Origin of the sequence: Brevibacterium luteolum (assembly GCF_025147615.1) — a bacterium.
Taxonomy (GTDB): domain Bacteria; phylum Actinomycetota; class Actinomycetes; order Actinomycetales; family Brevibacteriaceae; genus Brevibacterium; species Brevibacterium luteolum.
This window is the reverse complement of sequence record NZ_JALXPM010000007.1, coordinates 69,596-82,193: the sequence shown is the minus strand read 5'-3', so window position 1 is coordinate 82,193 and position 12,598 is coordinate 69,596. Positions and strand designations below refer to the sequence as shown.

The following is a 12,598-nucleotide window of genomic DNA, read 5'->3' as shown; positions in this document are numbered from 1 at the left end:
CACATCCCTGGCCTCCTCACCCCATCCCGGCCACAGCCTCGATGCCGTGCTCGCCGACGGCCGTACCCGCCGCCAGCACATCCGTGCCGCGCTTGCGCAGCTGGCCGACCTCAGCCTCCGCGGGCGCCGTGCCGGTGCTGTGTCCGCCGTGCCCGATCTGGGGGACCGGGTGCTCGCCGATCAGCTCGTCGTCCTGCTGCTCGACTGCGCACCCGAATACGGCGCCAGCGCCGCCGTCACCGAACAGGTCCACGACCTCGCCGTCGATCTGCGCCGCGCGCTTGCCTGAGAGGTCCAGATTTCACGAGAAACGTAAAATCTGCATATCTGGGTGTGCTACTGTCCAGATATGCTCTCCCTCAGCTTCACCGTACGCAATCACGGCAGCATCCGTGACGAGGTCACTCTCGACTTCACGAAGCCTGCGCTCAGAACCCTCTCGCCGAAAAGCGGCAGCTGGGAAGATGCGACCTACACGATGGCCGGTGTCTTCGGCGGAAACGCAACCGGAAAGTCCGCGCTCCTCGACGCCGTCATCTATTTCTTCAGTGCCATTGCTGAATCAGCGACGACCTGGCAGGCGTCGAAGCATATGCGTCGCAAGCCCTTCCGGCTTGATTCTCATTCGCGGGCCGCGTCCAGTCTGTATGAGATGCACTTCGTCTATGACGGCCGTCGCCACGTCTACGGTTTCGAAGTCGATGCCGACGGCATTCGCGCTGAGTGGCTGCGGGATGTGCCGCGAACCCGCTGGCGCACACTCCTGGATCGCCGACGCGAAGGACGCGCGCTGGCAGCTGGCGCCGGGTCGCGAGGCCAGGTGGCCGTCACCCCGCGGGAACTCGCCATCAGCCGCGCACGGCTCCTTCCCGAATCTCCCCTGCATGGCATTGCCGAAGCCCTTGTGTCGAGCTTTGATGCGGTCTCGGTGAAGGACTCCCACCGTGAAGCCCGGCTCATCGACATCGCCGATGCGCTTGCTGACGGCGCGATCAGCTTCGCAGACCTGCTCCTGCTGCTGCAGGCAGCCGATATCGGTGTCACCAACGTCGAGATCGAGGAGGCGGATCTTCCTGAGCACGTCCGCAGGGCCGTGATGCGCTTCATGTCAGACATCCGCGGCGATGAAACTGAGGAAGCAGTCGAAGACGGAGAGCTGGATCTTGACGAGGAGAACCTGGCGCAGGTCGTGCGGCGGCTCGTGTTCAGCCACCGCGGAGCTGAGCCCGAGAGTCCGCGCTTCACCATCCACGATGAGAGCGACGGAACCATAGCCTGGTTGGCGATCGCTGTGCCTGCGCTGGAGGTCCTGCGCCGCGGTGGGCTGCTGGTGGTCGACGAGATCGACGCCAGCCTCCACCCGCATCTCCTCGAGGTGATGCTGGGTGTCTTCGCCGACCCTGAGGTCAATGTCCATCATGCCCAGCTCATCTTCACCAGCCACGAGTCGTACATTCTCTCCTCGCTCAGCGATCTGAGCCTCGAACCTGAGCAGGTGTGGCTGACGGATAAGACGGATGAGGGCGTGACTGAGCTGACGTGCCTGGCGCACTTCCCCAAGCACCCAGATGCGAATGTCGCGCGACGCTACCTCACCGGCAGATACGGCGGCATCCCGCGTCTGTCTCCCAGTTCCTTCGCGGCCCTCGTGACAGCTGGAGAGTCCTGACGTGGCTCGCCACCACAAGCGTACGAAGTCGCGCCGACCCCGACGGCAGGAAGCGCGGAGGATCCTCGTCGTCACGGAGGGCAGAGCGACAGGGCCGCAGTACGTGGAACGCCTCAACAGCCATCTGCGCAACAGGAACGTGACGGCGTCAGTGCGAACCGTCGGCGTCGGCAAAGATCCGCTGCGGGTGGTGCAGAAGTGCATTGAGATCCGCGAGAAGGAAGCGGCGAAGCAAAAGGGTTTCGACTCCAGCGTCTGCCTTGTCGACGTGGATGAGCACGCGAGCCTTCCGCAGGCAATCAAGCTGGCAGACGATGAAGGCATCATGATTCTGGTGTCGAATGTGAAGTTTGAGATCTGGCTCTACTGGCACGTCGAGAACAAGCGCCCCAAGCTCTCTGCCAAGCAGCTCGATGAGCTCATGGCTAAGCATGGATTGGCACAGAAGAAGGCCCTGGCGACCAGCTTCCCTTTCGAAAACGTCGACAGTGCCTGCGAGACGGCACGTGCAGCAGACCCGGACTTGAGCTCCGGCAGAATCGGGCCGGTGTCCTCATCGGCGCTTCCGCTGCTCGTCCGTCTTCTCGCCCCCGAGTAGGCGCTCGCCGCGCGCTGGCCTGAGCCCCGTCTCTCACATCAATACGCCCTGCCTCGGCCGCCGCACACATGACACACTGGCCCCATGACACGGGTGCTGATCGTCGGAGCAGGAATCATCGGACTGGCCACGGCCTACCAGCTCGCCCAGCGCGGAGCCGAGGTCACCGTCCTCGAACGCAGCCACACTGCTGTCGGAGCCAGCTGGGGCAATGCCGGCTGGGTGTGTCCGGGGCTCGCGACACCGCTGGCCGTGCCCGGCGGCTGGAAGCACGGCATCGACGCGGTGACGAAGCCGCATGCCCCGCTCACCTTCTCCCGCATCACCCCAGCGCTGACGGTGTTCTTAGCGAAGTTCGCCTCCCAGATGACCGAAGGCCGCTACCAGGCAGCTCTGCGCGCCAACGCCCCGCTGGCCCGCGAGGCGCTGCCGGCCTTCGACCGCCTCGCCGAGGCCGGGGTCACGAGCCCCGTGAATCGTGCCGACTACACCATCGGCGCTGAGGACAATGACACGATCGTCAGCTTCGCCGGCGAGCTGGCGAAGATCTCCGACCTCGGCGTCGAGGTCGGCAGCTGCCGCCTCGACCCGCGCACCGTGCCGTACTTCACCGACCGCGTCACCGCGGCTCTCCGGGTCACCGGCCAGGCGTACATCGACCCGGGGGAGTACTGCCGGTCGCTGGCCGCGCTGGCCGAACGGGCCGGCGTGCAGATCATCACCGGCGCCGAGGTGGTGGCCGGGCATGCCGGTTCCGAATCCGTCAGCGTCGTTGACCAGTCCGGAGCCGCCCACACCGCCGATGAGCTCGTGGTCGCCGCTGGTGCCTGGTCCGATGATGTGCTGCGCGCTGTCGCCGGCCGCAGCGCCATGACCGGGCAGGCCGCCGGCCGCGGCTACTCCTTCACCGTCGATGCTGATCGCGGGCACTTGCCCGAAGGGCCGGTCTACCTGCCGGCACAGCGCGTCGTACTCACCCCGTATCAGGGTGCCATCCGGGTCGCCGGCACCATGGAGTTCGCCCACCCGGACGCACCGCCGCGGCACGGGCGCATCGAGGCGATCGTCTCCCAGATCGCGCCGCTGCTCGATGGGATCGAACTGTCAGACACCCGCGACCACTGGGTGGGCCCGCGACCGGTCAGCACCGACGGCCGGCCCGTCATGCGCCGCGTCGCCCAGCGCATCACCGCCGCCACCGGCCACGGCATGTGGGGCATCGTCTTCGGCCCCATCACCGGTGAGCGCATCGCCGAACAGCTGCTCCGTCGCTGACGGCCACGACAACAGAAGCTCAAGGAGGAGTCCCCATGTCTCAGCGCAGCATCTCACGCGACGGTGGTCGCCTGTTCGCAGATCCAGGCCAGGACGGGCTGCTGCACCGCGCCTTCCTGCGCGGCGGCGGCTTCAGCGCCGAGGACGTGCGACGCTCACCGGTCATCGGCATCGCCAGCAGCGCCAGCGAGCTCAACCCGTGCAATGCAGGGCTCGGAGACCTGGCCGCCGAGGTGAAGGCAGGGGTGCGCGAGGCCGGTGGCCTGCCGCTGGAGTTCCCGACCATCTCGATCTCCGAACCCTACACTCGGCCTACGAGTCTGTACCTGCGCAACCTCATGTCCATGGACGTCGAGGAGATGATCCTCGCCTCACCGATCGACGGGGTCATCCTGCTCGGCGGCTGCGACAAGACGATCCCGGCCCAGCTCATGGGCGCCATCAGCGCAGACATCCCCGCGCTGGTGCTGGCCGCCGGCCCGCGCCCGGTGTCCTGCTTCCAGGACAATGACGCCTTCACCGTCGGCGATGTCTGGCCGGTCTGCGAGAAGCGGCGCCTCGGCCAGCTCGACGACGAGGAGTGGTTCGCCTTCGAAGGCCGCACGAACATCGGCGTGGGCACCTGCAATGTCATGGGCACCGCCACGACGATGGCGGCCATCGCCGAGGTGTTGGGCTTCGCTCCGCCCGGCTCCACCCTGCCGGCTGCCGCCAGCAGCGCCCGGCGCGAGATCGCTCGGCTCACCGGCGCGGTCCTCACCGCAGCAGACAATCCCTGGCCGCGACCGAGCGAGCTCGTGACGATGGCCTCCCTGGAGAACGCCTTCCGCGTCATCACGGCGCTCGGCGGCTCGACGAATGCGCTCATCCACCTGGAGGCGATCGCCGGCCGCGCCGGGCTGCGCATCGGCATCGAACGCTTCGAACAGTGGTCGCGCACCACCCCGGTGCTGGCAGATGTGCGACCAGCAGGCAGCTTCTTGCTCGACGACCTGGACGCCGCCGGCGGCATTCCCGAGGTGATGCGCCGGCTCAGCGATCGCATCGACACCGACGCGCTCGCCGGGGACGGCCGACGCTGGTCAGAGGTGCTGGCCGAACGCGCCCCGGCCGCAGCACATCCGGCGCTGCGGGACACTCAAAACCCGATCGCCGAGCGCGGCGCACTGCGGATGATGCGCGGCAGCCTCGCCCCGGGCGGCTGCGTCATGAAGCTCGCCGCCGGTGCACCAGCGGTCAGGCGCGCCCCTGTGGTCGTCTTCGACGGCCTCGACGATCTCTACGCCCGCATCGACGATCCCGATCTCGACGTCACCCCGGAGACGATCCTCGTCCTCCGCGGCCTCGGCGTCATCGGCGCGCCTGGGATGCCGGAGGTCGGGCACCTGCCGATACCCCGGAAGCTCATGGAGCAGGGTGTGGAGGACATGACCCGGATCTCCGATGCCCGCATGAGCGGCACCTCCACCGGCTCCGTCATCCTGCATGTCACGCCCGAATCCGCGGTCGGCGGCCCGCTGGCCAAGCTGCGCACAGGAGACATCGTCGAGATCGACGCCGATGCCGGGACGATCGACCACTGCGTGCCCGCCGCGGGGTTCGCCGCGCGCGAACCGATCATGCAGCCGATGACGGCCGAGCGCGGATACGCCCGCCTGCACCGCGAACATGTGCTCCAGCCCGATGCCGGCTGCGACTTCGACTTCCTCACCGCCGCCGAGCTCAGAACCGACGCGCGCTGACCCACCCCGCCGGCCCGCTCGCTCCTCCACGCCAGCCCGCACAATGACAGCCGGCCCGGTGCAGTCACCGGGCCGGCTGTCAGGCCGTCTCAGCAGCCGCTCACATCACCTCAGTCAGCGGCCGGAGCCGCCTTCTTCGACTTGGTGAAGTAGCGGGCGAGGGTCTCGTCCGAGGCCGGCTTCGTCAGCAGCGAGATGATGACGAAGCACGGGATGTTGACGGCGAAGCCCCAGATGCCGGCATGGATGCCGAGCGGGTGCACGAACACGAAGGAGAACAGGATCGTCACGATCGACCCGGCGGTGAGCCCGACGAGCGCACCGACCTTCGTCGCCCGCGGCCAGTAGAAGATGCCGATCATGATCGGGAACGCCTGTCCGGTGAACCCGTAGCCGATGAGCAGGATGTAGACGAGGCTCGCCGGCTCCATGATCGAGATCGGGGCGATGATGAGCGCCATGAGCGGGAAGATGAGCCACCGGGTCATCCGGCCGGTCCGCTCATTCGACAGCTTGAACAGCGGCTGCAGCACGTCCTTGCTGTAGGTCAGCGCGGTGGCGTGGATGTTCGGCTCACTCGACGACATCGAGGCCGCTAGCGTTCCCGCACCCAGCAGACCGGCGACGATGACCGGCATATTGTCGACAGCCAGCTGGATTGCAACCTTGTCGGAGGCGGCGATGTCCGGGTACTCGAAGATGCCGATGAAGCCGACGATGATCATCGGAATGAGCACCAGGTAGTACAGCGGCAGGTACGTCGTGGCGACCTTGAGGCTGCGCGCGGACTTCGCACCCATCCACGAGATCCAGTGGCTCTGCCAGATCGAGAAGAAGGAGATGAGGATCGACGTCGTCCAGAACGCGTACGACATATCGCCGAGCGCACCGGGCAGGGTGAGGAACTCAGGTGCGTCCTGCTGCAGCCGCTCGAAGATCGGCGTCGCATCGAAGCCGCCGGTGAACCAGTTGACCGCCCACAGCCCCACCATGAACGACACGATGAACATGAGCGCGCCCTGGAAGGCATTCGTGAAGCCGATCGCGCGCAGACCGCTGCGGAACAGGTAGATCGAGATGACCGCTAGGGTGAGGATGACGCCCAGCCACGTCGGGATGAGCCCGAAGCTCATGACATTGAGGATGTAGGCCGAGCCGATCGTCTGCAGCACGGCATAGGCGATGCCGCCGATCGACACGACGACCGCCGTCAGACCGCCGAGCAGCGGCGACTCGTACCGGTCGGTGATCGTCGTCGACTGGGTGGCATGCCCGAAGCGGCGGCCGAAGTTCCACACCTTCGGGCCGATGTGCCAGGCGACGAACGACATGAACGCCAGGTACACGACGACGTAGAGGGCCGGCACGCCCTTGTCGTGTGCCCAGCCGGGTGAGCCCATGAAGGTGTAGGCGCTCACGCCGCCGGCAGCGACGAGGAGGTAGATGACGAACGGGCCCATGCTGCGGCTGCCCACGCCCCACCCTTCGACAGTGCGCATATTGTGTCCGCGCCCGGCGCCTGCGCCGATGACGACGGCGATGACGAGATAGGCGGCGGTGATGATGAACGGGATGTACTGCGTCATCGTCCCTCACCTCCCGGCTGCCCGGCATCAACGCTCGTGCCGTCCGGACCGAGCGGGTCGACATCGCCCAGATCGCCGGTGATCCGGTTGATGATGACCATCGCAATGGTGGTGATGAAGAGGATCGCGATCGACCAGACCATGAGCAGCGGCATGCCGAGCACGAGCACGTTCCTGTCGAAGAGCACGACGACCGGCCAGATGCCGAGGACGATGACGACGGCGACGATGCCGAGGCTCACCCACCCTCCTGCGCTCGACGGAGTTCGGAAGCGCATGTCCATATGTGTTCCTTCCTTAGATGGCGGAGTTCGCCGCTGGCTCCGGCAGCGCCTGCAGCCGGTCAGCAGTGTGTGTCAGAGCCTCAGCGGCACCCGGGCCGGAGGCGATGAGAACGATCTGTGCCGGCGCAGCGTCGCCGCGCACGGCAGGGGAGAGGCGCACCCGCCCGCCGGCCAGCTGCACCTCATGCCACTGCCCGGCGGCATCCCGGGTGAATCCCTTGGCACGCACGAGCCCCGAGGCGCTGAGCGCCTGCGCAAGCCGGTCGAGTTCGACGGCGCCTGCCAGCCTCACCGTCGTCGTCTCGTGCACCTGTGCGTGCCGGTCCCGAGGCGCCAGCCGCCTTCCAGCCGTGCGCTCACGAGCGGCCTCGGCACCGGCGGCGGTCAGGAACTCCGGTGCCTGCAGCAGCGCATCAACCCAGCCGCTCGCATCCTCATCAGTGAGGATCTGGGCGTGCGGGCTGATCGCCGCGGCAGCGCCGCGGGTCGCCTCGACCTGAGGCGGCGAGGCCAGGCCGGTCTTCGTGATGAGCAGAACATCGGCGGCCGCGATCTGCTGTGTGATGACATCGGCGATGAACTCATCGCGCAGCCGCTGCACTGTCACAAGCGCATCGAGGCAGACGATGACCGGGCCGCTGCAGAACCCGGGATAGGTGCGCCACGCACCCAGCTGACCCGGATCCCCGACCCCGCTGATCTCGCAGATGACATGCCGGATATCGGCGCGTGCTGCCAGCGCCGCCATGGTCTGCTGCACATCGTCGGTGATCTGGCAGCAGATGCAGCCATTGCTCAGCTCCAGGGTGTCCGCCCCGGCCGCAGCGATGAGATCGGCGTCGATGCTGATATCGCCGAAGTCATTGACGACCACGGCCACCGCATCGGCATGCGGGGACCGCAGCAGCCGGTTGACGAGCGTCGTCTTCCCGGTGCCCAGATATCCGCCGATGAGGGTGAGCGGGATGCTCACGTGCCGGCCTTCACATTGCTGGCGAAGTGCCGGCCGCCCACCACCGTGCCGTGCACGCGGATCGCGCCGATCTGCGCCGGCTCGACGGCCAGCGGATCCTCGGCGAGCACCGCCAGATCAGCGAACTTGCCCGGCTCGATCGAACCGATCTCGGCATCGCGCTTGAGCATATAGGCGCTGCCGATCGTCACCGCCGCCAGCGCAGCCGCAGCATCGATGCGCTCATGCTCGCCCATCACCCGCCCCGACAGCGTCCGGCGGGTGACCGCATGCATGACGGTCCTGAGCGGGCCCAGCGGCGTGACCGGGGAATCAGAGTGCAGGCTGGAGGGAACGCCGAGGCGCTGCGCCGTTGCCGCCGCATTGTTCCGGCGTGCTCGGTCCGGGCCCATTGTCAGGTCGAGGTGCTGATCGCCCCACTGGTGGATGTGGTTGGCGAAGATGTTCGCACACGCCCCAAGCGCCTTCATCCGCCGGTACTGGGCCGGTGTCGACATCTGCGAGTGCGTGCACGTGTGCCGGTGGTCCGGGCGCGGATGGTCGATGAGCACCCGCTCCAGGGTGTTGAGGAACAGCTCGGTGGCCTGATCGCCGTTGCAGTGGACGTGGATGAGCAGCCCGGCGGTGTGGAAGGCCTCGAACGCCCGGTGGAACTCTTCGGGGCTGACATTCCAGATCCCATTGGGCTCATCGCCGTAGTAGCCGGGCTGGCGCACGCGGGCGGTGAATCCCTGCAGGGTGCCGTCGAGCATGAGCTTGACGCTGCCGAATCCCAGCAGCGGTGTCGAGGAGGCCTTGAGCTCCTGCAGCCGCTGTGCATCCGCAGCCAGGGTCTGCGACACCGCGCCCACACCGGCGCCGAAGTGGAAGACCTCCAGCCGGGCCGGGAAGTCCCCGGTGACCGTCTGCTGGTACAGCTGCGTGCCCGCATCGTCCATGAGCAGCCGGGAGCCCAGATCGGTGAGCGTGGTGGTGCCGGTGTTGACGCCGTCCTGGCCGAAGTTCCGCAGCGCGTCGGCATCGATGCTCAGCAGGTCGTTGCCGCCGGCGACAGCGTTGACGAGCCCCATGGCCGCGAACTCGTGCAGCTCGCCGGTGAGCTCACCGGCGGCATCGCGGGACACGCCCTCGGTGCGCACGTCCTCGTCGACACCGCAGCGCTGCAGGGCCGTGGAGTTGACGGTCAGCGCGTGGCCGCTGGCGTGGTTGACGGCGATCGGCCGGGTGAGGGAGACCCGGTCGAGGTGCGCGCGGACGAGCTTCTCATGCTGGAAGTAGATGGGGTCGAGACCCCAGGCGATGAGCGGCGCCTCTGCATCCTCCAGCGCGGCGTCGGCCGCGGCGAGCCGGGAGATGACATCCTCGATCGAGGTGCAGCCGGGCCAGTGGGTGCCGTGCGGGTCGACGCGGTCGACATAGCCGACATACGTTCCCTTCCAAACATTGCCGGTGCCGGCATGGCTGTGCGCCTCGACGAAGCCCGGCAGCAGCACGGCATCGGCATAGCGCTCATCGAGGACGGCATGGGGATACTGCAGGAGCTCCTCGACGCTGCCGACGGCGCGGAACCGGTCGCCGCGGATCGCGACGGCCTCTGCCGTCGGCGCCGCAGGATCCATCGTCCGGACACGGCGTGCGGGATAGACGATCGTCGGTTCCATCGCGTCGGTGATCACTTCGGCCCCTTTGCCTATTCGTGCGAGATGACACTCACGTACAGAAAGCGACCCGAGCATGTCATGGAAGCGAAACCGGCGCTACCTCGACCATGAGCTCGTCCGCCTCGTCCACGTCTGGAACGCCGGCGGCATCGGCTCGAAGTCCGACCCGATCCTCACCCCTGACGATGTGCCGCCGGGCGCGACGATGCGTGCAGCAGGCAACTACGTCGAGTACATGCTTCAGGATGCTGGAGCAGGCATCACCAGCCTGCCGAGCTCCGAGATCTACTCCGCCATGCAGACCGGAGTGCTCGATGCCGCAGTGACATCAGCCAGCTCCTTCGCCTCCTACCGGCTCGAAGAGCTCGTCACCTCCTACGTGTCCCCGACGGAGAACACGTTCTGGTTCATGTACGAACCGCTCACCCTCACCAAGGGTGCCTTCGAACAGCTCTGCACCGAACAGCAGGAAGCAGTCCGGCAGGTCGCCGCCGACCTGCAGGAGCGCGCCTACAGCGACTCTGCTGCCGATGATGCACGCGTCGAGAAGATCTTCCAGGATGCAGGCGTCGAGGTCGTGCAGATGGATGACGCCGCCTTCGACACATGGCTGCCGTTGGCCCGCAAGCAGTGGGAGGCCTATCGCAACGATGTTCCCGGAGGCGCCGAACTCATGGACCTCGCCCAGGAGAACGGACACGGACAATGAGCCACAGCCCTTCACTTGACGTCAGTGCTGCAACCGCTGGCAAGCCGCTCATCTGCCGCATCGCCGACACCCTCTCAGAGATCGCCGGCCTCGTCGCCGGCGCCGCGCTCATCGTCGCCACACTCGTGACCGGCTGGGGTGTGTTCGTCCGCTATGTCCTCAAGGCGCCGACCACGTGGCAGACCGAGACCACCATCTACCTGCTCATCTGCGTCGCCTTCCTCGGTGCGGCCTACGGCGTCCGCCACAACGCCCACGTCGGCGTCGACCTGCTGCCTGAGGCGCTGCCGCTGCGGGGCCGGCTCATCTTGCGCACCGTTACCACAGCGCTGGTGCTCGGGGTCGTCGGCGTCGTCGCCTGGACCGGCTGGACGATGTGGCAGCAGGCCTACGCTCTCGACACCCGTTCGGCCAGCGCCTGGGGGCCGCCGCTATGGGTGCCGTATGCGTTCCTGCCACTGGGCATGGCGCTCGTGTTCTTCCAGTATGTCGCCGAACTCATCGAAGCCGTCCTCGCTCTTACCGGCCGTCTCGACCCCGCCCAGGTCACTCTGCTCGGCGCCACCGGCGAGGCCGCGGAGATCCAGGCGGAGATCGACGCGCACGCCGCCGAGCAGTCGCGCACTGAGCAGCCGACCACTGAGCCGCAGACCGCCGCCCCACCAGAGCATCGCATCGAACGCGGGGAGGAGCGCCCATGAGCCCGCTGCTTCAGGGTGGCTTCATCATCCTCATCTCGCTCGTCCTCTTCGCCTCCGGCATGCCGATCGCCTTCGCGCTCGCCATCACTGCACTCGCTGGCATCCTCATCTTCTTAGGCCCCGAGCACACCGAACTGTTCGGCAAGCTCACCTTCGACTCGCTCAACGACTTCGGGCTGCTCGCCATCCCGCTGTTCGTGCTCATGGGCAACCTATTCGGCGGCTCCGCAGCCTCCCGCCAGCTGTTCATCGCCGGCGAGGCATGGCTGTCCCGGATCCGCGGCGGACTGGCGATGAGCTCGGTCGTGGCCTCGACCGTGTTCGCTGCGATGACCGGCTCCTCACCGGCGACCGCCGCAGCGATCGGCCGGGTCGCAGTTCCGGAGATGCAGGCCCGCGGCTACTCCGGGCGCATCGCCACCGGAGCTGTCGCCGCCGGCGGCACCCTCGGCATCCTCATCCCGCCCAGCGTCACCCTCATCCTCTACGGCATCGCCTCCGAGCAGTCAATCGGCCAGCTGTTCGCCGCCGGCATCATCCCCGGCATCGTCATCATGGTGATGTTCTGCATCTGGATCTACATCGCCGTCTCCCGCGAGCAGCGCAGACTCAGCACCGCGCCCGAGGCGCCGGGCGGCACCCGCCTCATCGGCGCCTCGGGCACGGGGCCTGAGACCTGGACGTGGGGCGACCGGTTCACCGCGCTGTTCAAGGTGCTGCCGTTCATCGCACTCGTCGCCGCCGTGCTCATCGTCCTCTACCGCGGAATCGCCACCCCGAGCGAAGCGGCAGCGATCGGCGTGCTGCTCGTCGCAGCGCTCGTCATCTTCGCCTACCGCGAGCACAACGGCGCCAAGCTGCTGGGCGTGCTGCGCTCCTCGGTCTCGCAGTCGTCGATGATCCTCATGATCACCGCATTCTCCGCCGTCATCGCCACAGTGCTCAGCTACCTGGAGGTGCCGCAGGAACTCGCTTCGACGATCACCGAACTCGAGCTCAACCGCTGGCTGGTGCTCGTCCTCATCAACATCGTGCTGCTCGTCATGGGCCTGTTCCTGCCGCCGGTGTCGATCATCGTGATGGTCACCCCGATCCTGCTGCCGCTCATCCTGGAACTCGGGTTCGATCCGATCTGGTTCGGCATCATCATGACGATCAACATGGAGATGGGCCTCATCACACCGCCTGTCGGCCTCAACCTGTTCGTTCTCAAGGGCATCGCCCCGCACATCCGGCTGACGGAGATCCTGCGCGGCTCACTTCCGTACATCGTGGTGCTCAGTCTGGCGATCGTGCTGTTCTCGGTGTTCCCGCAGATCGTCACCTGGCTGCCCGAGGTGCTCTACAGTGAGTAGGTCGCCGAGCAGGAGTGCGAGCACAGGCGGCAGATGAGACAGCAG

General features: G+C 67.0%; 12 protein-coding genes. 8 read left to right on the top strand and 4 right to left on the bottom strand.

The annotated features are described in order from the left end of the window. The 5 genes from M3C25_RS03175 to M3C25_RS03155 form a co-directional block, all read left to right on the top strand. Nucleotides 1–289, top strand: a 289-nt coding sequence (locus M3C25_RS03175; protein ID WP_311200490.1) for a hypothetical protein, incomplete at its 5' end; no start/stop codon positions are given. A gap of 60 nt (nucleotides 290–349) precedes the next feature. Then, the gene (locus M3C25_RS03170) at nucleotides 350–1,669 is read left to right on the top strand and encodes an AAA family ATPase (RefSeq protein WP_259855044.1); all 1,320 of its coding nucleotides are present in this window, start codon (nucleotides 350–352) and stop codon (nucleotides 1,667–1,669) included. A 1-nt stretch (nucleotide 1,670) separates the two neighbouring features. Next, nucleotides 1,671–2,267 (top strand): RloB family protein, encoded by a 597-nt coding sequence (locus M3C25_RS03165; protein ID WP_259855043.1) that lies wholly within the window; start codon nucleotides 1,671–1,673, stop codon nucleotides 2,265–2,267. 84 nt (nucleotides 2,268–2,351) lie between these two features. Beyond that, the gene (locus M3C25_RS03160) at nucleotides 2,352–3,542 is read left to right on the top strand and encodes an NAD(P)/FAD-dependent oxidoreductase (RefSeq protein ID WP_259799044.1); all 1,191 of its coding nucleotides are present in this window, start codon (nucleotides 2,352–2,354) and stop codon (nucleotides 3,540–3,542) included. A gap of 35 nt (nucleotides 3,543–3,577) precedes the next feature. Further along, entirely contained in the window at nucleotides 3,578–5,284 is a 1,707-nt protein-coding gene (locus tag M3C25_RS03155; RefSeq protein ID WP_170275065.1) for a dihydroxy-acid dehydratase, read from the top strand. 110 nt (nucleotides 5,285–5,394) lie between these two features. On the opposite strand, the gene M3C25_RS03150 is transcribed toward M3C25_RS03155, so the two are convergent. The 4 genes from M3C25_RS03150 to M3C25_RS03135 are packed head-to-tail and all read right to left on the bottom strand — an operon-like array spanning nucleotide 5,395 to nucleotide 9,803. Next, a complete protein-coding gene (locus tag M3C25_RS03150; RefSeq protein WP_170275066.1) occupies nucleotides 5,395–6,870 on the bottom strand; it encodes a sodium:solute symporter family protein in 1,476 nt (491 codons plus the stop codon). Further along, entirely contained in the window at nucleotides 6,867–7,112 is a 246-nt protein-coding gene (locus M3C25_RS03145; protein WP_259799078.1) for a hypothetical protein, read from the bottom strand. The genes M3C25_RS03150 and M3C25_RS03145 overlap by 4 nt, the downstream gene beginning before the upstream one ends. 55 nt (nucleotides 7,113–7,167) lie before the next feature. Next, complete coding sequence (locus M3C25_RS03140) at nucleotides 7,168–8,127, bottom strand: CobW family GTP-binding protein (RefSeq protein WP_259855042.1); 960 nt, start codon at nucleotides 8,125–8,127, stop codon at nucleotides 7,168–7,170. Then, nucleotides 8,124–9,803, bottom strand: coding sequence for an amidohydrolase (locus M3C25_RS03135; RefSeq protein ID WP_259855041.1), 1,680 nt, complete (start codon nucleotides 9,801–9,803; stop codon nucleotides 8,124–8,126). Before M3C25_RS03135 ends, M3C25_RS03140 begins: the two co-directional genes overlap by 4 nt. A gap of 58 nt (nucleotides 9,804–9,861) precedes the next feature. Here M3C25_RS03135 and dctP point away from each other — a divergent pair, with 58 nt between their 5' ends. The 3 genes from dctP to M3C25_RS03120 are packed head-to-tail and all read left to right on the top strand — an operon-like array spanning nucleotide 9,862 to nucleotide 12,553. Beyond that, on the top strand, nucleotides 9,862–10,497 hold the full coding sequence (dctP, locus tag M3C25_RS03130; RefSeq protein WP_259855040.1) for a TRAP transporter substrate-binding protein DctP: 636 nt from the start codon (nucleotides 9,862–9,864) through the stop codon (nucleotides 10,495–10,497). Beyond that, nucleotides 10,494–11,198, top strand: coding sequence for a TRAP transporter small permease subunit (locus M3C25_RS03125; RefSeq protein ID WP_259855039.1), 705 nt, complete (start codon nucleotides 10,494–10,496; stop codon nucleotides 11,196–11,198). The genes dctP and M3C25_RS03125 overlap by 4 nt, the downstream gene beginning before the upstream one ends. After that, entirely contained in the window at nucleotides 11,195–12,553 is a 1,359-nt protein-coding gene (locus tag M3C25_RS03120) for a TRAP transporter large permease (protein WP_259855038.1), read from the top strand. Before M3C25_RS03125 ends, M3C25_RS03120 begins: the two co-directional genes overlap by 4 nt. The last annotated feature ends 45 nt before the right edge of the window (nucleotides 12,554–12,598 follow it).